This is a genomic window from Leisingera sp. ANG-M6, assembly GCF_000813905.1.
In the GTDB taxonomy this organism is placed as follows: domain Bacteria; phylum Pseudomonadota; class Alphaproteobacteria; order Rhodobacterales; family Rhodobacteraceae; genus Leisingera.
Window position 1 is genome coordinate 268,120 of record NZ_JWLG01000017.1, and the last position, 23,831, is coordinate 291,950.

Below are 23,831 nucleotides of genomic sequence, written 5' to 3' on the forward strand. Positions count from 1 at the left end.
CCGGGGCGCAGTCAATTCAAGCAGCTATGACCTTGTACTTGAATTCAGAAATCTTCCAGTGCCGGCACCGGATCAGTCGCGGCTGACCACCAGCCGCAGATGCGGTGCGCCCTTGTGCTTGGCAGGGGCAGGGTCCGCCGGTTCGGCCGCTTTGCCGGCCCGGCTGCGGTCCAGCAGCGCCTTGGCCTCTTCCAGCAGCGACCGCTCCGGCTTGAAACGGGCCTGAACCTCGGCAAAGCCGGGATTGGGCTGGTTCACATCTGCATGGTCTTCCTTCGCGTCTTCCCGCGGCTTAGCCTTGAACTCCGCGGCGCCCGAAGGCTTGCCAACGGCACGCATTTCGATCGAGGTGATCGAGAACCGCTGCGATGTGACCGAAGCGGCTTCGTCTGCCACCAGAACCCCCAGCACCCGGCTGATATCGCCCAGATCACTGCGCAGCGGCAGCAGCAGCATGCGGGCCTCGCGCGGTTTGCTCAGGCGCGGCGCCTCAATCTGCAGCTCCAGTTCCACAACCGCGGGCGTGTCGAACATATGCTCCATCGCATTGCTCAGCTGCTTGCGTGCATCTGTGGTGAAAAACGCCGTGACCGGCATCCCGCGCACTTCCATGCCCGCCATTTCATTGACCAGCGAACCGGCCAGACGGAAACGGGCGATGCCCGGCGCAATCCGTTCCAGAATGAAGGTGTTGCTCAGGATGTTTTCCAGACCGCGCGGATCAATCTGCGACCGGCTGGGCACATCGTCTCCACGGCGCAGCGCGGTCCAATAGGCTTCCGCCTGACGCAGCGGCGACAGTGCGCCGCCCTTGCGGAAACGGTTCATGGATACAACGTTTCCCTGTCCGTCAGACAGGCCATCTCCACTGCGGCTGCCAAAAATCATCTCATTATCCCCTGCAACACCGGACATCCCGTGGTCCCCGCGCAGCTCCTTGCTGCCTTAAGACTTAGGGCCGGTATGGTTACCCTGAAGTTAAGATGACACAATCTAATTCAAATTTGGACTAAATCTTAAAGCAATGGTTAACGCCTTCGCTTGCGCCCGTTTTTGCAATTGCGCTTGCACCCTGTAGTTTCAAGACAGTAGAGCAGTTTAATCACCAGCGAACAGGGGGCTTTCTTATGACCATCCGCAGCATGACCGCCTTTGCCTCGGCACAGGGCAGCTCCGATCAGCACAGCTGGAGCTGGGAGCTCAGGTCGGTCAATGCCAAGGGGCTGGATATCCGGCTTAGGGTTCCGGATTGGCTGGAAGGCCTTGAAAACCTGACCCGTTCCGCCCTGTCCAAAGCGCTGGCGCGGGGCAATGTCTCGCTGACACTCCGGATCACTAGGACTGAGGACGGCGCCGGGCAGGTGCAAGTCAACGCCGCGGTTTTGAAATCCGTAGTCAAGGCACTGGGAGAGGCGCAGTCGCTCGCCAAGCAGAACCGGGTGGAGGTGCGTCCGGCCTCGGCAGCGGAGCTTCTGTCCTTCAAGGGCGTGCTGGAACAGTCCGCGGGTGATGATGATCCGGCGCCTCTGGTGGCTGCGCTTGCAAAGGAACTGGAAACCCTTGTGGCGGAATTCGTGCAGATGCGCGAGGCCGAGGGCGCGGCGCTTGCCGTAATTCTTAACACCCAGCTGGAGCAGGTCGCCGCGCTGACCGCACAAGCGGCAGAGCGCGCCGAAGAGCGCAAGGCCAAGATGGCCGAAACGCTCCGGGCCAATCTGGCGCGTGTCATGGATAACGCCGATGGCGCCGACCCTGACCGGGTGGCGCAGGAACTGGCGCTGATTGCGGTCAAAGCCGACGTGACCGAGGAACTGGACCGCCTTGGCGCCCATGTGGCTGCTGCCCGTGATCTGCTGCTGAAGGGCGGCGCTGTGGGCCGCAAACTCGATTTCCTGATGCAGGAGTTCAACCGCGAGGCCAACACTCTCTGCTCTAAGGCGCAGCATGCCGGCTTGACGGCAGTTGGGCTTGAGATGAAAACCGTGATCGACCAGATGCGCGAGCAGGTGCAGAACATAGAATAAGAAAAGGAGTGCTTTGATGGCGGACCGCCGCGGCCTTTTGATCATCCTCTCATCGCCTTCGGGCGCAGGCAAATCCACCTTGGCCCGCCGCCTGATGGCCTGGGACCCGGGCCTTGCCTTCTCGGTCTCCGCCACCACCCGCGCCCCGCGCCCGGGTGAGGAGCACGGCCGCGAATACTACTTCATGTCCGAAGACGAGTTTAAGCAGAAGGTGGCTGAGGGCGGCATGCTGGAGCACGCCCACGTCTTCGGCAACTTCTACGGCTCGCCCGCTGGCCCGGTGAAGGACACCATCGAGGCCGGTCAGGACGTGCTGTTCGACGTCGACTGGCAGGGTGAGATCCAGATCCGCAACTCCGATCTGGGCAAGCACGCGCTGTCAATCTTCATCCTGCCGCCCTCGATCACCGAACTGCGCCGCCGTCTGGAAACCCGGGCGCAGGACAGCGACGAGGTGATCTCCAAGCGGATGATGAAAAGCTGGGATGAGATCAGCCACTGGGGTTATTATGACTATGTGCTGGTCAACGACGACTTGGACGAGACAGAGGCCAAGCTGAAAACCATCGTCGAGGCCGAGCGCATGCGCCGCATCCAGCAGCCCAAGCTGCAGGATCACGTCCGTGCCCTGCAAACCCAGTTCGAGGAACAGTCATGACCCTTTTTGCTCTTGGCGCTGATCAGCCGCAAATCCACGAAGACACCTGGGTCGCCCCCGATGCCAACCTGATCGGCAAGGTGGTGATGGAGGCAGGGTCCTCAGTCTGGTTCGGCGTCACCATCCGTGCCGACCACGAGGAAATCCGCATCTGCGAAGGTACCAACGTGCAGGAAAACGTGGTCATGCATATTGATGCGGGCTACCCGCTGACCATCGGCAAAAACTGCACCATCGGCCACAAGGCGATGCTACACGGCTGCACCATCGGCGAGAACTCTCTTGTCGGCATGGGCGCAACCATCCTGAACGGGGCTAAGATCGGCAAGAACTGCCTGATCGGGGCAGGAGCCTTGATCACCGAGAACAAGGAAATCCCCGACAACTCCCTGGTGATGGGCAGCCCCGGAAAGGTGGTCCGGGAGGTGGACGCGGCGCTGGCTGAAAAGCTGACGCAAAGCGCGCTGCTCTATCAGGACAACATGCGCCGCTTCCGGGCGGAGCTGAAACCGCTGTAACCGGCGAAAACCGGGCGGTTTTGCGCTGCTTGAACGGTTGCTGCCACAACAGGTTCACACTGGGGCAGTAGGCAGGCCGGACTGGTCAACAGCGGGGAACATATGACGACTGATCTGATAGAAGGATTTCTGGCGGCCATTCCGCTGCCGGCGGTGATGGTGGACCAGACCGAACGCTTCATCGCCATTAACAGCGGCGCCGAAGCTTTGCTGGGGCAGGGCGTCCAGGGGCGCCATTTCGCCACCATCCTGCGCCAGCCTAGCGTTGCCACCGCGATTGAGGCCTGCCTGCACGACAAGCAACCCCGCACCGCACGGCACCTGTCCAACGACGGCGCGCAGGACACCACTTACACGGTGACACTTCGCTATGTGCCCGGCATCGGCGCGGTGGGCGGCGGCGCGGTACTGGCCTGTTTCGACGACATCACCGAACGCGAGCAGGCCAGCCAGATGCGCCGCGATTTCGTCGGCAACGTCAGCCATGAACTGCGCACGCCGCTGACGGCGCTGATCGGTTTCATCGAAACCCTGCGCGGCCCGGCCAGGGATGACGCCGCCGCGCGCGACCGGTTCCTCACGATCATGGAGGGCGAGGCCAGCCGGATGAACCGCCTGGTCGGGGACCTTCTGTCGCTCAATCGCGTGGAAAGCGAGGAGCGGGTCCGCCCCAAGGAGAAAGTCGACCTGACCGCGCATCTGGCCTCCACTCTCAAAACGCTGGCGCCAGTGGCAGAGGCCCGCGGCGCCACAATGACGCTGGAAGCGCCGGAGGACCCGGTCTGTGTTACCGGCGACCCGGATCAGCTGCAGCAGGTGTTCACCAACCTCGTTGAAAACGCGGTGAAATACGGCGGCGATCAGGTGCGGGTTGTGCTGACCCATACTGAGCGCGACCCGTCGGTGCGCGCGCCTGCCGCGCGGGTCCAGGTGATCGACAACGGCCCCGGAATCGCTGCCGTCCACCTGCCGCGCCTGACAGAGCGCTTTTACCGCGCCGACAGCCACCGCTCCCGCGAGATGGGCGGCACCGGACTTGGCCTGGCGATCGTAAAACACATCATCAACCGCCACCGCGGAAGGCTGCGTGTTGAAAGCGACCTGGGGCAAGGGTCTGTTTTTACCGTCATTCTTCCTGAGTAGGCAGCTGTGCCGTCGACCAGGCCGTCAAAGAACGCTGCCGGTCCCACGACCGGCAGTTTTTCATTTGTGACGGAATTTTTTCGCCAAAAACCGGCTTTGTCATACGGCTGTTACACACCTGTCACAAAAGCCTCATCACCACCCCATAGGAGAGGCGGCAAGATCATCGAGGGGGTGATCGACCTATGAAACTCTTGGAGACACAAATGTCCTTTGTGAAACTGACCGCATCCACCCTGGCAATCGCCGCCGTTTCCGCAACCGCTGCTGCTGCGCGCGACCAGGTGCAGGTTGCCGGTTCGTCCACCGTTCTGCCCTACGCCTCCATCGTGGCAGAAGCCTTTGGCGAAAACTTTGACTTCCCGACCCCGGTTGTGGAATCCGGCGGCTCCTCCGCTGGCCTCAAGCGTTTCTGCGAAGGCGTGGGTGAAAACACCATCGACGTCGCCAACGCGTCGCGCCAGATCAAAGACAAGGAAATCGCCGCTTGTGCCGAAAACGGCGTGACCGACATCATCGAAGTGCGCATCGGCTATGACGGCATCGTGTTTGCTTCCGACAGCAGCGCAAACTCCTTCGAGTTCACCCCGACCGACTGGTTCCTGGCCCTGTCCGACAAGGTGATGGTTGACGGTGAGCTGGTCGATAACCCGAACACCACCTGGGCCGACGTGAACGCCGACTTCCCGGCGGTCGACATCCAGGCCTTCGTTCCGGGCACCAAGCACGGCACCCGCGAAGTGTTCGAAGACAAGGTGATCCTGGCCGGCTGCGAAGCCACCGGCGCGTTTGAGCATCTGCTGGCCCACGCCGAAGGCGACAGCGACAAAGCCAAGAAGAAAGCGGCTGAGAAAGCCTGTATTGCCCTGCGCACCGACGGCAAATCGGTCGACATCGACGGCGACTACACCGAAACCCTGGCCCGCATCGAAAGCAACAAAGACGGCATTGGCGTCTTTGGCCTGGCCTTCTACGAGAACAACACCGACAAGCTGCAGGTTGCCACCATGTCCGGCGTGGTTCCCTCGACCGAGAGCATCGCAACCGGCGAATACCCGGTCTCCCGCCCGCTGTTCTTCTACGTGAAGAAAGCCCACATCGGCGTGATCCCGGGCCTGAAGGAATACGCTGAGTTCTTCGTCGCAGACGAGGTTGCCGGCGAAGACGGCCCGCTGGCCGAATACGGCCTGGTTGCCGACCCGGAACTGGCGGACACCCAGGAAGCGGTTGCCAACGAAGCCGTGATGGGCGGCAACTCCTAAGCTGTCCTGCCTGTGATCTGATCCTTGCCGGGGCGGAGCCTACCTCCGCCCCGGCGCTTCTTCCGCGGCAGGGCTGCCGCACCATAAAAGACACCGCCAAAACCGGAGCTTTTCATGCCCACTTTCTGGCTTGTTGCCCTCCTGCTTGCGCTTTCTGCCGCGGGTTACTACGGCGGCCGCCGCCGTGCGATTGCCACCGCTGCGGGCAACGTCAAAGACCTTCATTCGCTGCCATCATATTACGGCTACCACGTGGCTCTTGCTGCCTTTGTGCCGGCCATCGGAGCCCTGGCGATCTGGCTGCTGGCCCAGCCGATGTTTATCGAGACCCGCGTCTCCGGAATGATCCCGGCAGAGGCGATCCCGGAAAGCTCCTCCATCGGATTGGTGATGAGCGACGTGCGCCGCGTGGCCGAAGGCCTGGACCTGGCAGTGGAGCAGGGGCTGCTGACCGCCCGCGAGGCCCGCAATGTCGCTGACAGCGGCCAGGACGTCCGCGCCCTGATGGGCGAGGTTGGCGTGGCCCTGGGCGACGACGTGCGCCCCGAAGTGCTGAATGCCGCACAGGCTTACCGCAACCTGTCGAACACCGGCCGCACCGCCATGACCGTTGTTGTCGCGCTGCTGGCGCTTGGCGGTTTTGCCTTCGCTTACAGCCGCACCCACAAGGATTTCCGCGCCCGCAACGTGGTGGAACGTGTGGTGCTGGCGCTCTTGATCCTGGCTGCCTCGCTGGCGATCCTGACCACCGTTGGCATCGTTCTGTCGATGCTGTTTGAAACCAAGAACTTCTTTGGCCTGCACAGCTGGACCGACTTCTTCTTCGGCTCCACCTGGGCGCCGAACTTCCGCGGCGGCAGTGAGCTGTCGATCCTGCCGCTCCTGTGGGGCACGCTCTATATCTCCTTCATCGCCCTGCTGGTGGCGGTTCCGGTTGGCCTGTTTGCCGCCATCTACCTGTCGGAATACGCCAGCGGCGCCGTGCGTGCCTTTGCCAAGCCGCTGCTGGAAATCCTCGCGGGTATTCCCACCATCGTCTACGGCCTGTTTGCGCTGCTGACTGTTGGCCCCGCGCTGGCGGACCTCTTCGGCAAGGGCGGCCTGCTGGGCGTCGAATGGATGGCCGGCGCCACCTCTGTTCTGACCGCGGGACTCGTGATGGGCATCATGCTGATCCCCTTTGTCTCCTCGCTGTCCGATGACATCATCAACGCAGTGCCGCAGGCGATGCGCGACGGCTCTCTGGGCCTTGGCGCCACCAAGTCCGAGACCGTGCGCCAGGTTGTGATGCCTGCAGCCCTGCCGGGCATCGTCGGTGCGGTTCTGCTGGCCGCCTCCCGCGCCATTGGCGAGACCATGATTGTGGTGATGGGGGCGGGCGCAATTGCCAAGTTCTCCGCCAACCCGCTGGAATCGATGACCACCATCACCACCCGCATCGTCAGCCAGCTGACCGGCGACACCGACTTTGCCAGCCCCGAAACGCTGGTTGCCTTTGCTCTGGGCCTGACCTTGTTTGTCCTGACCCTCGGCCTGAACGTCCTGGCGCTCTATATCGTGCGCAAATACCGGGAGCAGTACGACTAATGACTGACCTCAGCCAAAATCCCGCAGGTGCTGCGCCCCGTAAACACGGCGGCTCGCTGCTGGAGAAATCCGCACAAACCCGCAAACGCAACGCTGCTGAAACCCGGTTCAAGGCCTATGGCATTGCCGCGATTACTGCGGGCCTGATCATGCTGCTGGTGCTGGTGACCACCATCGTAAGCAAGGGCACCGGTGCCTTCCAGCAGACCTTTGTCACGCTGAATGTGGAATTGCTGGAAGCAAAGCTCGACAAGAAGGGCGAGCGCAACATTGAAGACATCAAGAAGGTCACCACCTTCGGATACGCGCCGATCATCAAGGGTGCGATGGAAGCCGCGATTGAGGACCTGGGCATCGAGACCGGCCTCAAGTCCAAGGAGCTGGCCGGCATCCTGTCCAAAGACGTCGCCGCTCAGCTGCGCGACTACGTGATCGCCAACCCGGACCAGATCGGCCAGACGGTGGAGTTCCGCTTCCTCGCATCCAGCCGTGTCGATGGCTACCTGAAGGGCCGCGTCACCCGGGAAAGCATCGTCAACGACAAGAACATCTCTGCGGAACAGCTTGATCTTGTTGACGCCTTGGCCGCTGCCGGGGTGCTGGAGAAGACCTTCAACCTCGACTTCATCTTTGGCGCGGATGCCTCCGACGCCCGCCCGGAGGCAGCTGGTATCGGCGTCTCCATGCTGGGCTCGCTGTTCATGATGTTTGTGGTGCTGGCGCTGGCGCTGCCGATCGGCGTCGCCGCCTCGATCTACCTCGAAGAGTTCGCGCCGCAGAACTGGCTCACCGACCTGATTGAGGTGAACATCTCCAACCTCGCAGCAGTTCCCTCCATCGTATTCGGCATCCTGGGCCTGGCGGTCTTCATCAACTATATGCACCTGCCGACCTCGGCGCCGCTGGTGGGCGGCCTGGTGCTGACGCTGATGACACTCCCGACCATCATCATCTCCACCCGCGCCTCGCTGAAATCGGTGCCGCCTTCGATCCGTGACGCTGCCCTGGGCGTCGGCGCCTCCAAGATGCAGGCGGTGTTCCACCATGTGCTGCCGCTGGCGGCACCCGGCATCCTGACCGGCACCATCATCGGCCTGGCACAGGCGCTGGGGGAAACCGCACCGCTTCTGCTGATCGGCATGGTCGGCTTCATCGCCTCCAACGCGCCGGAAACCCTTGCCGACGGCCTGCTGGCGCCGAACTCCGCCATGCCTGCCCAGATCTACGAATGGGCCAAACGCGCCGACCCCGCATTCTACGAACGCGCCTGGGGCGGCATCATCATCCTTCTTCTCTTCCTGGTGACCATGAACACGCTTGCCGTGATCCTGCGCCGCCGCTTTGAACGCCGCTGGTAAAAGGGGCATAGTGCAATGAACGACATGACCGTGATGGATAAGACCGTGGAAACCCAGAACATCAAAATCGCCGCCAAGGACGTGAACGTCTATTACGGCGACAGCCACGCGATCAAAGACGTGAACGTCGAGATCGAGGACAACACCGTCACCGCCTTCATCGGCCCCTCCGGCTGCGGCAAGTCGACCTTCCTGCGCTGCCTGAACCGGATGAACGACACCATCGACATCTGCCGCGTGAAGGGTGACATCCTGCTGGACGGCGAGGATATCTACGACAAGCGCGTCGACCCGGTGCAGCTGCGCGCCAAGGTGGGCATGGTGTTCCAGAAGCCGAACCCGTTCCCCAAGTCGATTTATGACAACGTGGCCTATGGCCCGCGCATCCATGGCCTGGCGAAGAACAAGGCGGAACTGGATGAAATCGTGGAGAAATCCCTGCGTCGCGGCGCCATCTGGGATGAGGTGAAAGACCGCCTTGATGCGCCCGGCACCGGCCTCTCCGGCGGCCAGCAGCAGCGCCTGTGCATCGCCCGCGCTGTTGCGACCGAACCCGAGGTGCTGCTGATGGACGAACCCTGTTCGGCGCTGGACCCGATTGCCACTGCGCAGGTTGAGGAACTGATCGACGAACTGCGCAGCCAGTATTCCGTGGTGATCGTCACCCACTCGATGCAGCAGGCCGCGCGGGTCAGCCAGAAGACCGCCTTCTTCCACCTCGGAAACCTGGTTGAATTCGGCCCCACCGGCCAGATCTTCACCAACCCCGAAGATCCGCGCACCGAAAGCTATATCACCGGCCGGATCGGCTGATTTCTAGGAAAAACAAATGACTGCACAGCATATTGCATCTGCATTCGACCGCGATCTGGAGGCAATTCAAGCCCGGATCATGAAAATGGGCGGTCTGGTCGAGGACGCCATCCGCGAAGCCGCCCGTGCCCTTGAGACCCGCGACGAAGAACTGGCGCTGACCGTGCGCCAGGGCGACAAGGCCATCGACGGGCTGGAAGAGCTGATCAACGAGGAAACCGCCCGGCTGATCGCCCTGCGGTCGCCAACCGCCTCTGATCTGCGGCTGGTGCTGTCGGTGATGAAGATCGCCGGTAACCTGGAACGCATTGGCGACTATGCAAAAAACATGGCCAAGCGGACCACGGTTCTGGCTCAGGGGCCGAACATCAGCGAAGGCACTGCCGCCCTGCGCCGTATGGCGCGCGAGGTAGAGCGGATGCTGAAAGATGCGCTTGATTCCTACATCCAGCGTGATGCCGAACTGGCGGCGGACGTGATCGCCCGCGACCGCGATGTGGACCAGATGTACAACGCCCTGTTCCGTGAGTTCCTGACCCACATGATGGAAGACCCGCGCAACATTTCCGCCTGTATGCACTTGCATTTCATAGCAAAAAACACCGAACGCATGGGTGACCATGTGACTGCGATCGCCGAGCAGGTGATCTATCTGGTCACCGGCGAGAAGCCGGAAGAAGACCGCAAGAAAGCCGACACCACCTCGACCACACCGCAGGAGATCTGACCGATGGCTGCCGACCAGCCCACCGTTCTGGTTGTAGAAGACGAAATGGCGCAGCGGGAAGTGCTGGCTTACAATCTCGAAGCTGACGGGTTCCGCGTGCTCAAGGCCAAGGACGGCGAGGAAGCGCTGCTGGTGGTCGAGGAGGACATGCCGGACATCATCATCCTCGACTGGATGATGCCCAACCTCAGCGGCATCGAGGTCTGCCGCCGCCTCAAGACTCGCGCTGAAACCCGCAATATCCCGGTAATCATGCTGTCCGCCCGGTCCGAGGAAGTGGACAAGGTGCGTGGCCTTGAAACCGGCGCCGATGATTACGTGGTGAAACCCTATTCGGTGGTGGAACTGATGGCCCGCGTGCGCAGCCAACTGCGCCGGGTCCGGCCCTCCACAGTCGGGGTGCGGCTGGAATACGACGACATCGTTCTGGATGCCGAAACCCACAAGGTCAGCCGGGGCGGCAACCCGCTCAAGCTTGGGCCGACCGAATTCCGGCTGCTCTCCACCTTCATCGAGAAGCCGGGCCGGGTCTGGAGCCGGGAACAGCTCTTGGACCGGGTCTGGGGCCGCGACATCTATGTCGACACCCGCACAGTCGACGTTCATATCGGCCGTTTGCGCAAGGCGCTGACCCAGCACGGCGGCGACGATCCCGTCCGCACTGTGCGCGGCGCCGGCTACGCCTTGGGCTGAAGCCTGGCTGAAACTGCACCGGGGGGGTGCACAAGGGGTGTACAGGGGGTGCACGCATGTCACCCCCTGACTTTTACCGCGGCAGCGGATCCTCCGGCTGCGCTTGTCCTGCCAGCCAGCCGCGGAACTTCATCAGAGCCGGCGCGTTTGATTTCCGCTCCGGCCAGACCAGGTAGTAGGCGCCTGCAGTCTCAATCGCCTCCGGATGCAGCGCCACCAGCCGGCCTGTCGCCAAGTCCTGCTCCACCAGGTAATCCGGCATCAGCGCAACGCCCAGCCCATGCAGGGCCGCCTGGGTGATGGTTGCGAATTGATCATAGATTGTACCACTTAATCCCGCGGCAGCCTCAATGCCTTTCTGCTCAAACCAATCCTTCCAGGCGGTTGTCCGGGTCTGAATGTGCAGCAGCGGCAGCTTCAGAATGTCTTTCGGCTCTTCAACCCTGCGCCCCTCCAAAAGCTGCGGTGCGCAGACGGGCAGCAACTGCTCGTGCTTCAGAAGCAGAGATTGCGTGCCCGGCCACTCGGCGTTTCCGAAATGTATCGCGGCATCAAAGGGTTCTGTAGCAAAATTGAATGGTTCCAGACGGGTGGCCATGTTGATGGTCACATCCGGATGAAGCCGGGCAAACTCCGGCAGCCGCGGCATCAGCCAGCGCATCCCGAAGGCTGGCAGGATCGCCAGGTTGAGCGTCCCGGCCAGCGGTGCGGCCTGCAAACGCAAGGTGGATTGCACGATCTGGTTCAAGGCCTGCCGGATCTCCGCAGCGTAATCCTGCGCTTCCGTTGTCAGCGCCAGCCTCTTTTGGTCGCGCTGCACCAGCTCCATCCCCAATTGCCGCTCCAGCGTCTGCAGCTGGCGGCTGACAGCGCCCTGCGTCAGCGCCAGCTCATCCGCTGCGGCGGAGGCGCTGCCAAGCCGGTCCAGCGCCTCCAAGGCTCGCAGGGAGGAAATCGAGGGCAGGAACTTGCGTGGCACTATCATGTATGAGTGTTTGTCATGCTTTGTTGCCAAAGTCTCGCTGTTTTTTCCGTTCACCTCCCGTTAGGGTCTGGCCAAATCGCGAACCACTGAGGTGACAAGATGACCGACAAACCCGCCCTGCGCGCCAAGGATGCCCCGGATCTGGGCCGTTTTAACTGGGAAGACGCCCTGCGTCTGGAGGACCAGCTGACCGAAGACGAGCGGATGATCTCCGCCTCGGCCCGCGCCTATGCCCAGGAAAAGCTTCAGCCGCGCGTGCTAAGTGCTTATGAAAACGAGGAAACCGATCCCGAAATCTTCCGGGAGATGGGCGAGATGGGCCTGCTGGGCACCACCATTCCGGAGGAGTATGGCGGGCTTGGCGGTGGTTATGTGTCCTATGGCCTGGTGGCCCGCGAGGTGGAGCGCGTGGATAGCGGCTACCGCTCGATGATGTCGGTGCAAAGCTCGCTGGTGATGTATCCCATCTACGCATACGGCAGCGAGGAGCAGCGCCAGAAGTACCTGCCGAAACTGGCCTCTGGTGAGTGGATCGGCTGCTTTGGCCTGACGGAACCGGATGCCGGCTCCGACCCTGCAAGCATGAAAACCCGCGCCGAAAAAATTGATGGCGGGTATAGGCTTAAGGGGTCCAAGATGTGGATCTCCAATGCACCGATTGCCGATGTGTTTGTGGTCTGGGCCAAGTCCGAAGCCCATGGCGGCAAGATCCGCGGCTTTGTGCTGGACAAGGGCCTGAAGGGCCTCAGCGCGCCGAAAATCGAAAACAAAGCTTCTTTGCGGGCGTCGATCACCGGTGAGATCGTGATGGACGGCGTTGAGGTTGGTGAGGACGCGCTGCTGCCCCATGTTGAAGGGCTGAAAGGGCCGTTCGGCTGTCTGAACCGTGCGCGTTACGGCATCAGCTGGGGTGCTATGGGCGCGGCGGAGGCCTGCTGGCACGCTGCCCGTCAATACGGGTTGGACCGCATTCAATTCGGCCGGCCGCTGGCGAACACACAGCTGTTCCAGCTGAAACTGGCAAACATGCAGACCGAAATCACCCTGGGTCTGCAGGCGTCCTTGCGTGTTGGCCGGTTGATGGATGAGGCGAATGCCGCTCCGGAGATGATCTCGATCATCAAGCGAAACAATTGCGGCAAAGCGCTGGAAATTGCCCGGATGGCGCGCGACATGCACGGCGGCAACGGCATCAGCCTGGAGTTCAACGTGATCCGCCACATGGTGAACTTGGAGACCGTGAACACTTATGAGGGCACCCATGACGTCCACGCGCTGATCCTGGGCCGGGCTCAGACGGGATTGCAGGCCTTTTTCTGAATGCCAAGCAGCAGCGCGGAGTCCGCTTCGCGCTGCGTTTATGCAAGATTGCTTTGCAATATTGCCCTCAGGAGCCGGACCGGGAACTCTGCAAAGAAAAAGGCGCTGCTGCTTTCGGCTGAATGCCGATGAAGCGCCAGAAGCCTGGTTAACGTAAAAACCGCTTGAAGCTTCGAATAGTCAAACTGGCTGCGCTGCGATGCCGGGTGGACAGTTAACGCATGTCTTTTGCTTTGCAGGTATCGGCGACTGCGCGCACCATTTCTGATTTTCGCCATGCAAAAACGCAAATCATCACTAAGGCGGCCAACCACACCCGTCGCACTGCATTATTGCAAAGCGCGCCCTGGATGGTTCTGCAAAAGTTGGCGAGCTTTGCGGGATTGCATTCCAGTATTGCGCCTTTACAGGTGTGTTTTTGCAGCCCAGATTGCCTGAGTATTCGCAGGTCTTTGCATTTATTTGCCTATTTACAACAGGTTAACTTGACAGGCTGAAACCTTCAAGGTGGAAGTTAAGAAAATTTTCAGAAACATGGGGGGCGGATTTTCCGGAACCGGCAGCCGGTTTCCAAAAGAAAACGGGCCGGAGTATCCGGCCCGCTGCAAGTTCGATCTGTGCCGCCTCAGGCGGGCAAGTGAATGTTGAATTTCTGGCGGATTGCCATATCCGTTTCCGCATCGAACCGGGCGGCGGACCGCTGCGACAGGATTTCTTCCTTCTTCGCGGTTGCCTTGGCAATCAGATCGGGTTTGTCGCGCTCCACCCATTCCTTTGGGGAGGTGCGGTCGCCGAGGGCTGGGTAGACATAGTCCACCTGCATCCGGCTGAGGGTCTGATCGGTGCCCAAGTAGTGGCCGGGTCCGCCCAGACAGGTAGCGCGCATCTGGTCCAGTGCCAGGGTTTCGTCGTTCACCTCGATGCCGCGGACGCAGCGTTGCGCCTGGCCCAGCAAATCATTGTCGAGGATCAGAGATTCCAGGCAGAAGCCGAGCAGCGAGGCATGCATTCCTGCGGCTTCATAGACCATGTTGAGGCCGGACAGGCCCGCCATAACTGCAGAGCACATCTGTTCCCAGCCGGCCTGCATGTCCGGCAATTTGGAATCTGAGGCGCCAGCAGCGGCGCCACCAGGCAGATTGTAAAACTTGTGCATCTGCGCGCAGCCAGCGGACAGCAAGGCCTGTTCGCCGGAACCAACAGTCATCGCGCCGGTGCGCAGATCCAAGCCGAAAGGCCAAGTGCCGAAAATCGCTGGCGCACCAGGCTTTACGGCGTTTACATAAACCAGTCCGGCGAGGCATTCAGCAACCGCCTGGGTGATCGCGCCGGCAATGCTCGACGGCGCCGTAGCACCCGCCATGCCTGCCGAAAGCAGCAGCACCGGCATGCCGCCTTTGATGCATTCCTCCATCACTTCGCAGGATTCGGTTGCGAATTTCATCGGCGGAACGACGAAGCAGTTGGAGTTCGACACAAACGGCCGTTCGCGCCATTTGTCCTCGCCTCCGGCAATCATGTGCAAAAGCTCCAGGCCGGGCTTCACGAAATCAGGTTCAGTGAAGGAAACGCCGACATGTTTGGTGGTTCCGGCACAGGTAGCGTAGATGGAGTTCAGGTCCATTTCGCGGTTGTCGGGAATGTCGCGGCAGACCATCGGGCGCTGCACGAAGTGGATGTTGTCCAGCTGATCGCAGATACGGGCGGCATCGTGGAGGTCCTGGACAGTGGAGTCGCGGTATTCGCGGCCATTCACGTCCACCATGCTGACTGCAGCGCCAGCGGTGCCATAGTGCACGCGGCCTCCGGACAGTTGCAGGTCCGTCTTGCCATCCCGGCTGAAGAGCGTGACAGAGCGGTTCGCCTTGGCGATGGTATCCTCAACCAGTGCGCGGGGGAACCGGATCCGGCCGTCATCCCCCAGAATGCAGCCTGCCGCGGTCAAATAGTCGACGCCGCTTGGCGGGGCGTCGGCCAGACCGATTTCTTCGAGAGCGGTGAGCGCGGCCTCATGGATTTTTTCCATGTCTGCCTGGCTGAGCAGTTTCAGCGCGGATGATTCCATGCCGGGACGGACTGGGCGGAGGTGTTCCGGCAGGGCTGCGGCACGGGCGGCACGGCGTGCGTTGCGGCCGCCGCTGCGGGCTGCGCGGGTGGAGGAGGCTTGGTCGTTCATTCAGGGAGCCTTTCAGGAAGTGTGAGTTGAAACGTGTGAAAATTCAACTCAGTGCGGCCGGCCCCTGGCTGCACGCCCGCGCGCCGCACCGATGGTGCGGTATATGAGGCTGACAAGGCTGCGTTCTTCCTGCATGCGGTCTCCTGTGACTTTCCGGCAGTTTGGCATGCGTTTGCGAAGTTTCTAGCACGATAACGACCTGAGTGAAATTTGCGACACTTTTTTCACGGGCGTTCTTGCCGCTGATATCCGCCGTTGGAGTTTACTAAATTTCACTATTTTTATTGATGCAGAGGGCATTTTTAACGGTTTCCGCACGGCCTCGTTGTTGGCAGTCTGGGTCAGGGAACGAAATATTAAGCATTAATGCAGATACTGGGGCCATGGGGGATGGCACGCTGAATGGTGCATTGCAGGAAGGCACAGCCATATGCCGATGGTTCAGAAGACCAAACTCTGCCAAACGCTCGCCGTAGTGCTCGCCAGTACTGCTGTCCAAGGCCATTCTGCCTTTGCTGAAGAATATGGCCGCCTTCAATCCAATACCTCTTTACTTGCGGAGCACGGAACAGCAGGGGGAGAAGCTCGCACCATTGAGTTCGGCTACGGACAAGGGGCGGATGGCCTGATTTTCGGCGGCAGCCTGTCAACAGGGCAGACCGGTCCGCTGACACGCGCCCTGCAGGCTGAGGAAACACACCAGCTGCGCCTTCAGGCAGGTTACGACTTTGGTCCGGCTACCGGCTTTGTAACCGTAGGCGGGCTTCAGGCCGAGGCATCCAGCGGCCGGCGCCACGGATCGCTGTTTGGCTTTGGGATGCGGGTGTCCCTGAACCGTGCGCTGCAATTGACTGGAGAACTGTTGCATCATGAGGCCGGGCCCACTGACGGGAGCGCAAGCCCGCGCGGTGAAACCTTGGCTGTGAGCGCTGCTTTCCGTTTCTAATAGTTCTTTGAGGCTGGATGCTTAATCGCCGCTAGTCAAAGCGGGCGGGATTTCAATAGGTTGGCAGATTTCCGCCTGCGGTTTCCGGCAAAAAGGCGCGGGCTGGCACGGGATTTAGGCCAGTCACCGCCAATTCAGGGGCTGTGAGCTGAGCAGCACTGGAAACTGCCAGCCAAAGACCTTTTGTAAGCGTCAACGGCGCACAGCTTGCGCCGGGACTGCAAAAGGAGAAGTCTGAATGACTCGTTTCGTAGCTATGACAGCCATCGCAACCGTAATGGGCAGTGCGGCCTTTGCCGGCAACCTGGTTGAGCCGGTGGTCGAACCCGCGCCGGCTCCGGCGCCGGTTGTGGTCAATGAGGGCGGCGATTGGACCGGTTTCTATCTGGGTGGCCAGGTAGGCCAGCTGGACGCGGATGCCAGCAACGGTGCCTCGGGTGATGATGCCGCATACGGTATCCACGGCGGCTACAATTATGATTTCGGCCGTTTCGTTCTGGGCGGCGAACTGGATTATGACGCAACCGACCTGGATCTGGGCGGCGGCGCAACCGTCGACTCGGTTGCCCGCGCCAAGCTGAAGGCCGGCTATGACTTTGGCCGGGTGCTGGCCTACGTGACCGGTGGTGTGGCCGAGGCCGACAGCTCGCTGGGCAGCGAAACCGGCGACTTCTACGGCGTTGGCGTAGCCTACCAGGTGACCGACCAGTGGCAGGTCGGCGGTGAAGTGCTGGAGCATGATTTCGATCAGTTCGGCACCTCGGGCGTTGGTTCTGATGCTACCTCTGTGTCGCTGCGGGCGTCCTTCAAATTCTAAGCTGATACAAACACCGGCGCGGCACGCTTGTTCCGCCGCGCCGCTGGCCGCCCGGACTGTACCCAAGGCAGGCGGGCGGCCTTTGCTGTTTCCGGCATCCAAAAAGCTTGGCGGCGCTTCTGGCGCGTGCTAAGCAGCCTGCATGAACCAGAATTGCACCACCATTATCTGCTGCATTACCTGCTGACATATCAGCGGGCTGGTTTCTGTCGTTTTCATTTCCCTGACAAGTTGCTAAGCCCGCGCTGCGCGCATTGGGTAGTGCCTGCCGCTAATGGCTGGGCATGCGAAAGGAACCGGGCATGGGAACCATGGACAGAGTGATCAAGCTGCAGAACACGAAGACCCGCAAGAAAGAGGTCTTTGAGCCGATCGACGCCGAAAACGTGCGGATGTATGTCTGCGGCCCCACGGTTTACGACCGGGCGCATCTGGGCAATGCCCGTCCGGTGGTGGTGTTTGATGTTCTCTACCGCCTCCTGCGCGAGGTTTATGGCGCAGATAAAGTGACTTACGCCCGGAACTTCACCGACGTTGATGACAAGATCAACGCCCGCGCGGCGGAGAGCGGACGGCCGATCGGCGACATTACAGCCGAGACGACGCAATGGTTCCTGGACGACATGGGGGAACTCGGCGCGCTGGAGCCGAACCACATGCCGCGTGCGACACAGTACATTCCGCAGATGGTGGCGATGATCGAGGATCTGATCGCCAAAGGGCACGCCTATGCCGCTGAGGGCCATGTGCTGTTTGCTGTCGACAGCTGGAAAGAGCTTTACGGCAAACTGTCAGGCCGTTCGGTGGATGACATGATTGCAGGCGCCCGGGTTGAGGTTGCGCCCTATAAGAAGAACCCGATGGACTTTGTGCTGTGGAAGCCCTCCAGCGATGATCTGCCGGGCTGGGACAGCCCCTGGGGCCGCGGGCGGCCGGGCTGGCATATCGAATGCTCGGCGATGTCCTATGAGCTGCTGGGCGAAACCTTCGACATCCACGGCGGCGGCAACGACCTGATGTTCCCGCACCACGAAAACGAAATTGCGCAAAGCTGCTGCGCAAATGGTGATGACAGCTTTGCACGCTACTGGCTGCACAACGAGATGCTGCAGGTCGAAGGCAAGAAGATGTCCAAGTCGCTGGGCAACTTCTTTACCGTCCGCGACCTGCTCGACCAGGGGTATCCGGGTGAGGTGATCCGGCTGGTGTTCCTGCAGACCCATTACCGCAAGCCGATGGACTGGACTGACAAGAAGGCCAGGGAGGCCGAGGCGACGCTGCGCAAATGGCGGGCGCTGACCGCGGGCATCGAACCCGCGTCCAGCGCTGCTGCCGCGGTCCTGGATGCGCTGGCGGATGACCTCAATTCCGCAGGCGCTATTGCTGAGCTGCACAAGCTGGCCGCAGCGGGTGATGCTGCCGGGCTTCTGGCGTCGGCGCAGATGCTGGGTTTGCTGACGGAAGAGATGGGCGCCTGGGCGTCTGCCCCCTCGATTGACTTGTCTGCCTACGAAGAGCAGCTGTTTGAAGCGCGGCAGAAGGCCATGGAAAGCAAGGATTTCTCGGAAGTTGATCAGCTGAAAGCGGCCTTTGTCGCGGCTGGCCTGGAAGTGCGCATGAGCAAGGCCGGTGTCGAACTTGTGCCGGGTGCCGGTTTTGATCCCGCCAAGCTGGAGGCGCTTTGATGGCCAAAGAACGCCTCTATCTTTACGACACAACCCTTCGGGACGGGCAGCAGACTCAGGGGGTGCAGTTTTCCACTGCAGAAAAGAAGCAAATAGCCACAGCGCTGGACACCTTGGGTATCGACTACATCGAGGGCGGCTGGCCGGGCGCCAACCCCACCGACAGTGCGTTCTTTGAGGAGGCGCCGCAAACCGGCGCCACCATGACAGCCTTTGGCATGACCAAGCGGATAGGGCGGTCGGCGGAAAACGACGATGTTCTAGCGGCGGTGATGAACGCAGGCACCAAGGCGGTTTGTCTGGTCGGCAAGAGCCACGATTACCACGTCACCCATGCGCTGGGGATCACGCTTGAGGAGAACCTTGAGAACATCCGCGCCTCGGTGGCCCATATTGCGGCACAGGGGCGCGAGGCGCTGTTTGACGCAGAGCATTTCTTTGATGGCTACAAGGACAACCCGGACTACGCACTGGCGGCTTGCCGTGCAGCGCTGGAGGCCGGTGCACGCTGGGTTGTGCTCTGCGACACCAATGGCGGTGCGCTTCCGGCAGAGGTTCATCGGATCGTCGGTGCAGTTGTGGCGGCCGGAGTTCCGGGTGAGAAACTGGGCATACACACCCATAACGACACAGAAAATGCCGTAGCGTGCTCCCTCGCGGCGGTTGATGCCGGGGCGCGGCAGATCCAGGGCACGCTGAATGGTTTGGGGGAGCGCTGCGGCAACGCCAATCTGACCGCGCTGATCCCGACGCTGCTGCTGAAAGAACCCTACGCCAGCACCTTCGCTACCGGTGTGAGCTCGGATGCCCTGGCAGGGCTGACCCGGATCAGCCGGATGCTGGACGATATCCTGAACCGGGTTCCGGTGCGTCAGGCGGCCTATGTGGGCGCTTCAGCCTTTGCCCATAAGGCGGGTCTGCACGCCAGCGCGATCCTCAAGGATCCCACCACATATGAACACATCGAGCCGGGCAAGGTTGGCAATGCGCGGGTGATCCCGATGTCGAACCAGGCCGGGCAGTCGAACCTGCGCAAACGGCTGACCGATGCGGGGCTGAGCGTTGAGAACGGCAACCCGGCGCTGGCGCGGATCCTGGAACGGATCAAGGAGCGGGAGGCCGAAGGCTATTCCTATGATACCGCGCAGGCCTCATTTGAGCTGTTGGCGCGCAAGGAACTGGGCCAGTTGCCGGATTTCTTTGAGGTGAAGCGCTATAAGGTCACCGTCGAACGGCGCAAGAACAAGTATAACCGCATGGTCAGCCTGTCCGAGGCGGTGGTTGTGGTGAAGGTCGATGGCGAAAAGCGCCTGTCGGTCAGCGAGTCGCTGGATGAGACCGGCAGCGACCGTGGCCCGGTGAACGCTCTGGCACGGGCGTTGAGCAAGGACCTGGGGCGCTATTCTGCGCAGCTGGAGGACATGCGGCTGGTGGACTTCAAGGTGCGGATCACACAAGGCGGCACCGAGGCGGTCACCCGGGTCATTATCGACAGCGAGGACAGCCAGGGCCATCGCTGGTCCACCGTCGGGGTCAGCGCAAACATAATCGATGCGTCGTTCGAGGCGCTGCTGGACGCCATCCGCTGGAAGCTGATCCATGACAGCGGGGCCGGGCAGGCGGATGCAGTTTGACGCCGACCTGACGGCCTGCGCGGAGCTGGTTCAGAAGAGCGACCCGGACCGGTTTCTGTCGACCATGGCGGCGCCGGTCCAGGCGCGGCCGCTGCTGTTTGCGCTGTATGCCTTCAATATTGAGCTGGCGCGGGCGCCCTGGGCCAGCCAGGAAAGCATGATTTCCGAGATGCGGGTGCAATGGTGGCGCGATGTGGGGGCGGAGATCGCAGAGGGCAAGCCGGTCCGCCGCCACTATGTTGCGACGCCGCTCTCCAAGCTGCTGAAGCCGGAACTGGCGGCCTGTATCGACGGTATGGCCGAGGCGCGGCGTTGGGACATCTACAAGGATCCCTTTGAGGATCAGGCTGAGTTCGACTGCTATATCGACCGGACCAGCGGATCGCTGATGTGGATGGCTGCGGCTTCACTGGGGCAGGCGGATGAGGCTGTGGTCAGGGATTTCGGCTATGGCGCAGGCGTTGCCAATTGGCTGCGGGCAATCCCTGAGCTGGAAGCGCAGAAACGGATTCCGTTGCTGGACGGAACCTTGGAAGGCGTGCAAGCTTTGGCACGCAAGGCGCTGGAAAAGCTGAGTAAAGCGCGAGAGCGAAGAGCTGATGTTTCGAAAGCTGCCGGAGCTGCTCTGCTGGCGGGATGGCAGGCTGAGGCGGTTCTGAAGCAGACCGTCCGTGAACCAGAGAGGGTTGCGCAGGGCGCCCTTGGCCAAAGCGAGTTCCGGCGCCGGTCCGGGCTGATGCTCCGGGCAGTCACCGGGCGCTGGTAAAGAACTCAGGTGAAATAAAAAAGGCGCCCGTCTGGGCGCCTTTATTACTCTGGCTTTCAAGCGGAAACGGTCAGGCTTCCTTGGGCCGCATCACCAGCCACATCAGTGCTCCACCTGCCAGCACCAGGAAGGGTGCCATGGCCATGTTGACCGCGTTCCAGCCGTCCACTGGATTGCCACCAGAGCAGTTCATCAACCCGCCCGAGGCCAGCGACGCCATGGTAACACCGCCAAAGACAAGCAGGTCATTCAATCCCTGCATCCGGCCTTTCTCATGGCTGTCATGGGCGCCGGCCAGCATGGTGGTTGCGCCAATGAACCCGAAGTTCCAGCCGAGACCAAGCAGCACAAGCGCGATGAAGAAGTTTTCCAGTTCAACACCTTGCAGTGCAACTGCGCCAGCACCGGCGAGAATAATCAGGCCCGCGGCAACGATCTTTTCCACGCCGAAACGGGCAATCAGATGGCCGGTAAAGAAGGACGGCACATACATCGCCAGAACGTGGAACATCACCACATCGGAGGCATTACCCTGAGTGAAGCCGCATCCTACCACGGCCAGCGGGGTCGATGTCATGACAAGGTTCATCAATGCGTAGGAAACCATTGCGCAGATGACCGAGACGGCGATAACCGGCGTCTTCAGCAGTTCAAGACGGCTGCGCCCCTTGGGGCTGTCATGGCTGGGTGCTGGTGGTTTGGGAATATCCAGAAGCAGGAACAGCGCGGCGCCGAACACGTTGACGGCAATAACCGTCAGGTAGGTTCCAAGAAAAGGAATTACAAAGGCTTGGCTGGTCAGCTTGACCAGTTGTGGGCCGATCAGGGCAGCTGCAAGGCCTCCAGCCATCACGTAGGAAATCGCCTTGGGGCGGAACGCTTCTGAAGCGGTGTCAGCCGCCGCGAACCGGTAGAAGCCATGCGCGCTCATGTAGACGCCGGTCATCAGGCTGCCGAGCAGGAAGACCGGAAAGGAGCCGAGATACAGACCGTAAGCGCCAACCAGGCCGCCCAGCGCGCCAAAAGCAGCGCCGGTGAAGAAACCGGCGCGGCGGCCCCAGCGCTGCATGATCGCTGAGATCGGCGTGGCCGCCAGCATCGAGCCGCCCACGATCAGCGAGATCGGCAGCGTCGCAAAGCAGGGGTTGGACGCCAGCGATTGGCCCGCAAGGCCGCCAATGATAAAGATCATCGGCATCTGCGCGCCGAGGATCGCCTGGGCCAGAACCAGGATGGCAACGTTTTTCTTGGCGACCGCGTCGCTGGGGGTGGTCATGGTCATGCTCATATGGGATGCGTAGCGGTGAACCGGGTGCGGGGCAAGGCGCTTGCCACGCTGGAAGGCGGCCCATTTGCCGCGGCCAAAGGGGGTGACGTGGCGTCAGATCTGCCAAAGTTTCTGCCGGGTGCGGGCCGGATCATTCAATGCGGCGATTGCGTTACTGAGGGTGCTGAATGGCTGGCAGCGCGTGACAGCCGGTTCGCCCGTGCACTGGAACTGACAGGTCCGCTGCCGTTGCGGCGCAAGCCCGAAGGGTTCGCCGAGTTGCTTAGTGCAATTGTCAGTCAGCAGGTGAGCGTGGCCTCTGCGAATGCGATCTGGAAACGGATGAAGGACGCAAGGCTGACAGGACCGCGCAAGATACTATGGGCAACGGACGATGATCTGCGCGCAGCTGGCCTCAGCCGCCAAAAGATGCGCTATGCCCGGGCGCTGGCTGAGGCGCGTATTGATTTCAAGGCGTTGCGCAATGCGCCTGATGCGGAGGTAATTGCCACGCTGGTTCAGGTGCCGGGCATCGGTGTGTGGACCGCGGAGATTTACGCGATGTTTTCGCTGGGCCGTGCGGATGTGTTTGCCCATGGCGATCTGGCCCTGCAAGAGGCCGCGCGGATGTTGTTTGAGTTGCCTGCACGCCCCAAGGAGCGGGAGATGCGGCAAATCGCCGAGGCCTGGTCGCCGTGGCGGTCGGTTGCGGCGCGCATTCTGTGGGCCTATTACCGGGTGGCGAAGGACAGGGAAGGAATCCGATGACTCGTGTACTGAATGCCGGCCGCAAGGAGCCGCTCTCCGGTGAAACCCGCTCCGTTGTGGTGTTCTTGCATGGCTATGGCGCCAATGGCGCGGACCTGCTGGGGCTGGCCGATCCGCTGGGCGAACATCTGCCGGATACGCTGTTTGTCGCACCCGACGCGCCTGAGGCCTGCGCCGGTGCGCCGTTTGGTTTTCAATGGTTCCCGATCCCGTGGATTGACGGTTCGTCCGAAGAAGAAAGCATGCGCGGAATGCAGGCTGCGGTCGAGGATCTGAACGCCTTTTTGGATGCGCTGATGGTCGACGAGGACGTGCTGCCAGAGCAGGTGGTTCTGTTTGGCTTCAGCCAAGGGACGATGATGAGCCTGCATGTGGCGCCGCGGCGCGAAGATGCGGTTGCCGGAATCGTGGCCTTCTCCGGCCGTCTGCTGGCGCCTGAATTGCTGAAGGATGAGGCGGTGTCCAAGATGCCGGTCCTGCTGGTGCATGGCGATCAGGACGACGTGGTGCCGGTGCAGTCACTGCCGGAGGCCGCCGAAGCGCTGCAGGAAGCCGGTTTCCAGGATGTGTTTGCACATATCCAAAAGGGCACTGCCCACGGCATCGCGCCGGACGGGTTGAGTGTCGCCTTGGCTTTCATGCGGGACAAGTTGAGCCTGTAACAGGTTGCAGTTGAATGGATTT

At 61.4% G+C, this 23,831-nt stretch carries 23 protein-coding genes; 19 read left to right on the top strand and 4 right to left on the bottom strand.

The features are described from left to right. Positions 1-72 precede the first annotated feature (72 nt). Positions 73-888, bottom strand: coding sequence for a PAS domain-containing protein (locus RA24_RS16345; RefSeq protein WP_039193068.1), 816 nt, complete (start codon positions 886-888; stop codon positions 73-75). Positions 889-1,127: 239 nt separating this feature from the next. Between RA24_RS16345 and RA24_RS16350 the strand changes: the two genes are divergently transcribed. From RA24_RS16350 to phoB, 10 genes are all read left to right on the top strand, one after another. Beyond that, positions 1,128-2,024, top strand: a complete 897-nt coding sequence (locus RA24_RS16350; RefSeq protein ID WP_019296312.1) for a YicC/YloC family endoribonuclease — start codon at positions 1,128-1,130, stop codon at positions 2,022-2,024. 16 nt (positions 2,025-2,040) lie between these two features. Beyond that, a complete protein-coding gene (gene gmk, locus RA24_RS16355) occupies positions 2,041-2,682 on the top strand; it encodes a guanylate kinase (RefSeq protein WP_019296313.1) in 642 nt (213 codons plus the stop codon). Beyond that, positions 2,679-3,200 carry a gamma carbonic anhydrase family protein gene (locus tag RA24_RS16360; RefSeq protein ID WP_039192935.1) on the top strand — a complete coding sequence of 174 codons (522 nt, stop codon included), beginning with the start codon at positions 2,679-2,681 and terminating at the stop codon, positions 3,198-3,200. The genes gmk and RA24_RS16360 overlap by 4 nt, the downstream gene beginning before the upstream one ends. A 102-nt stretch (positions 3,201-3,302) precedes the next feature. After that, positions 3,303-4,343: a sensor histidine kinase gene (locus RA24_RS16365; protein WP_039192937.1), complete on the top strand. Its 1,041-nt coding sequence runs from the start codon at positions 3,303-3,305 to the stop codon at positions 4,341-4,343. Between the two features lie 206 nt (positions 4,344-4,549). After that, a complete protein-coding gene (locus RA24_RS16370; RefSeq protein WP_039192940.1) occupies positions 4,550-5,605 on the top strand; it encodes a substrate-binding domain-containing protein in 1,056 nt (351 codons plus the stop codon). 114 nt (positions 5,606-5,719) lie between these two features. Then, complete coding sequence (gene pstC / locus RA24_RS16375) at positions 5,720-7,192, top strand: phosphate ABC transporter permease subunit PstC (RefSeq protein WP_039192944.1); 1,473 nt, start codon at positions 5,720-5,722, stop codon at positions 7,190-7,192. Then, positions 7,192-8,550: a phosphate ABC transporter permease PstA gene (gene pstA / locus RA24_RS16380; RefSeq protein WP_039192947.1), complete on the top strand. Its 1,359-nt coding sequence runs from the start codon at positions 7,192-7,194 to the stop codon at positions 8,548-8,550. The genes pstC and pstA overlap by 1 nt, the downstream gene beginning before the upstream one ends. A 15-nt stretch (positions 8,551-8,565) precedes the next feature. Continuing rightward, on the top strand, positions 8,566-9,363 hold the full coding sequence (gene pstB, locus RA24_RS16385) for a phosphate ABC transporter ATP-binding protein PstB (RefSeq protein ID WP_019296319.1): 798 nt from the start codon (positions 8,566-8,568) through the stop codon (positions 9,361-9,363). Between the two features lie 16 nt (positions 9,364-9,379). Beyond that, on the top strand, positions 9,380-10,090 hold the full coding sequence (gene phoU / locus RA24_RS16390; protein ID WP_039192950.1) for a phosphate signaling complex protein PhoU: 711 nt from the start codon (positions 9,380-9,382) through the stop codon (positions 10,088-10,090). A 3-nt stretch (positions 10,091-10,093) separates the two neighbouring features. Further along, the gene (phoB, locus tag RA24_RS16395; RefSeq protein WP_039145938.1) at positions 10,094-10,783 is read left to right on the top strand and encodes a phosphate regulon transcriptional regulator PhoB; all 690 of its coding nucleotides are present in this window, start codon (positions 10,094-10,096) and stop codon (positions 10,781-10,783) included. 73 nt (positions 10,784-10,856) lie between these two features. Here the strand turns inward: phoB and RA24_RS16400 are convergent, their stop codons facing one another. Beyond that, positions 10,857-11,768 (bottom strand): LysR substrate-binding domain-containing protein, encoded by a 912-nt coding sequence (locus RA24_RS16400; RefSeq protein ID WP_039192953.1) that lies wholly within the window; start codon positions 11,766-11,768, stop codon positions 10,857-10,859. A gap of 99 nt (positions 11,769-11,867) precedes the next feature. Between RA24_RS16400 and RA24_RS16405 the strand changes: the two genes are divergently transcribed. Continuing rightward, complete coding sequence (locus RA24_RS16405; protein WP_039145942.1) at positions 11,868-13,088, top strand: acyl-CoA dehydrogenase; 1,221 nt, start codon at positions 11,868-11,870, stop codon at positions 13,086-13,088. Positions 13,089-13,309: 221 nt separating this feature from the next. Beyond that, positions 13,310-13,585, top strand: coding sequence for a hypothetical protein (locus RA24_RS22340; protein ID WP_152612860.1), 276 nt, complete (start codon positions 13,310-13,312; stop codon positions 13,583-13,585). A gap of 128 nt (positions 13,586-13,713) precedes the next feature. On the opposite strand, the gene RA24_RS16410 is transcribed toward RA24_RS22340, so the two are convergent. Further along, positions 13,714-15,264, bottom strand: coding sequence for a trimethylamine methyltransferase family protein (locus RA24_RS16410; protein ID WP_039192955.1), 1,551 nt, complete (start codon positions 15,262-15,264; stop codon positions 13,714-13,716). A 436-nt stretch (positions 15,265-15,700) separates the two neighbouring features. Between RA24_RS16410 and RA24_RS16415 the strand changes: the two genes are divergently transcribed. From RA24_RS16415 to RA24_RS16435, 5 genes are all read left to right on the top strand, one after another. Continuing rightward, on the top strand, positions 15,701-16,210 hold the full coding sequence (locus tag RA24_RS16415; protein WP_241480957.1) for a hypothetical protein: 510 nt from the start codon (positions 15,701-15,703) through the stop codon (positions 16,208-16,210). A 238-nt stretch (positions 16,211-16,448) separates the two neighbouring features. Then, complete coding sequence (locus tag RA24_RS16420; RefSeq protein WP_019297847.1) at positions 16,449-17,027, top strand: outer membrane protein; 579 nt, start codon at positions 16,449-16,451, stop codon at positions 17,025-17,027. 302 nt (positions 17,028-17,329) lie between these two features. Beyond that, positions 17,330-18,712: a cysteine--tRNA ligase gene (gene cysS / locus RA24_RS16425; protein ID WP_039192962.1), complete on the top strand. Its 1,383-nt coding sequence runs from the start codon at positions 17,330-17,332 to the stop codon at positions 18,710-18,712. Beyond that, positions 18,712-20,346, top strand: a complete 1,635-nt coding sequence (gene cimA / locus RA24_RS16430; protein WP_039192964.1) for a citramalate synthase — start codon at positions 18,712-18,714, stop codon at positions 20,344-20,346. Before cysS ends, cimA begins: the two co-directional genes overlap by 1 nt. Then, positions 20,336-21,112, top strand: a complete 777-nt coding sequence (locus RA24_RS16435; protein ID WP_039192967.1) for a squalene/phytoene synthase family protein — start codon at positions 20,336-20,338, stop codon at positions 21,110-21,112. Before cimA ends, RA24_RS16435 begins: the two co-directional genes overlap by 11 nt. 70 nt (positions 21,113-21,182) lie before the next feature. On the opposite strand, the gene RA24_RS16440 is transcribed toward RA24_RS16435, so the two are convergent. Then, positions 21,183-22,400, bottom strand: coding sequence for an MFS transporter (locus RA24_RS16440; protein WP_039145953.1), 1,218 nt, complete (start codon positions 22,398-22,400; stop codon positions 21,183-21,185). On the opposite strand from RA24_RS16440, the gene RA24_RS16445 reads away from it, so the two are divergent. Together RA24_RS16445 and RA24_RS16450 are read left to right on the top strand one after the other, a co-directional pair. Further along, the gene (locus tag RA24_RS16445; protein WP_241480958.1) at positions 22,401-23,147 is read left to right on the top strand and encodes a DNA-3-methyladenine glycosylase family protein; all 747 of its coding nucleotides are present in this window, start codon (positions 22,401-22,403) and stop codon (positions 23,145-23,147) included. Further along, positions 23,144-23,809, top strand: coding sequence for an alpha/beta hydrolase (locus RA24_RS16450; protein WP_039171155.1), 666 nt, complete (start codon positions 23,144-23,146; stop codon positions 23,807-23,809). The genes RA24_RS16445 and RA24_RS16450 overlap by 4 nt, the downstream gene beginning before the upstream one ends. Positions 23,810-23,831: the final 22 nt, after the last annotated feature.

Excerpts from the sequence above, each read along its gene's own strand:
- cysS (WP_039192962.1), top strand. The coding sequence starts at position 17,330 with ATGGGAACCATGGACAGAGTGATCAAGCTGCAGAACACGAAGACCCGC.
- pstA (WP_039192947.1), top strand. The coding sequence starts at position 7,192 with ATGACTGACCTCAGCCAAAATCCCGCAGGTGCTGCGCCCCGTAAACAC.
- RA24_RS16410 (WP_039192955.1), bottom strand. The coding sequence starts at position 15,264 with ATGAACGACCAAGCCTCCTCCACCCGCGCAGCCCGCAGCGGCGGCCGC.
- cimA (WP_039192964.1), top strand. The coding sequence starts at position 18,712 with ATGGCCAAAGAACGCCTCTATCTTTACGACACAACCCTTCGGGACGGG.
- pstC (WP_039192944.1), top strand. The coding sequence starts at position 5,720 with ATGCCCACTTTCTGGCTTGTTGCCCTCCTGCTTGCGCTTTCTGCCGCG.
- RA24_RS16405 (WP_039145942.1), top strand. The coding sequence starts at position 11,868 with ATGACCGACAAACCCGCCCTGCGCGCCAAGGATGCCCCGGATCTGGGC.
- RA24_RS16435 (WP_039192967.1), top strand. The coding sequence starts at position 20,336 with ATGCAGTTTGACGCCGACCTGACGGCCTGCGCGGAGCTGGTTCAGAAG.
- RA24_RS16365 (WP_039192937.1), top strand. The coding sequence starts at position 3,303 with ATGACGACTGATCTGATAGAAGGATTTCTGGCGGCCATTCCGCTGCCG.
- RA24_RS22340 (WP_152612860.1), top strand. The coding sequence starts at position 13,310 with ATGTCTTTTGCTTTGCAGGTATCGGCGACTGCGCGCACCATTTCTGAT.
- phoB (WP_039145938.1), top strand. The coding sequence starts at position 10,094 with ATGGCTGCCGACCAGCCCACCGTTCTGGTTGTAGAAGACGAAATGGCG.
- RA24_RS16360 (WP_039192935.1), top strand. The coding sequence starts at position 2,679 with ATGACCCTTTTTGCTCTTGGCGCTGATCAGCCGCAAATCCACGAAGAC.
- RA24_RS16420 (WP_019297847.1), top strand. The coding sequence starts at position 16,449 with ATGACTCGTTTCGTAGCTATGACAGCCATCGCAACCGTAATGGGCAGT.
- RA24_RS16440 (WP_039145953.1), bottom strand. The coding sequence starts at position 22,400 with ATGAGCATGACCATGACCACCCCCAGCGACGCGGTCGCCAAGAAAAAC.
- RA24_RS16415 (WP_241480957.1), top strand. The coding sequence starts at position 15,701 with ATGGTTCAGAAGACCAAACTCTGCCAAACGCTCGCCGTAGTGCTCGCC.
- RA24_RS16345 (WP_039193068.1), bottom strand. The coding sequence starts at position 888 with ATGATTTTTGGCAGCCGCAGTGGAGATGGCCTGTCTGACGGACAGGGA.
- RA24_RS16370 (WP_039192940.1), top strand. The coding sequence starts at position 4,550 with ATGTCCTTTGTGAAACTGACCGCATCCACCCTGGCAATCGCCGCCGTT.
- gmk (WP_019296313.1), top strand. The coding sequence starts at position 2,041 with ATGGCGGACCGCCGCGGCCTTTTGATCATCCTCTCATCGCCTTCGGGC.
- RA24_RS16350 (WP_019296312.1), top strand. The coding sequence starts at position 1,128 with ATGACCATCCGCAGCATGACCGCCTTTGCCTCGGCACAGGGCAGCTCC.
- RA24_RS16445 (WP_241480958.1), top strand. The coding sequence starts at position 22,401 with ATGGGATGCGTAGCGGTGAACCGGGTGCGGGGCAAGGCGCTTGCCACG.
- pstB (WP_019296319.1), top strand. The coding sequence starts at position 8,566 with ATGAACGACATGACCGTGATGGATAAGACCGTGGAAACCCAGAACATC.
- RA24_RS16450 (WP_039171155.1), top strand. The coding sequence starts at position 23,144 with ATGACTCGTGTACTGAATGCCGGCCGCAAGGAGCCGCTCTCCGGTGAA.
- phoU (WP_039192950.1), top strand. The coding sequence starts at position 9,380 with ATGACTGCACAGCATATTGCATCTGCATTCGACCGCGATCTGGAGGCA.
- RA24_RS16400 (WP_039192953.1), bottom strand. The coding sequence starts at position 11,768 with ATGATAGTGCCACGCAAGTTCCTGCCCTCGATTTCCTCCCTGCGAGCC.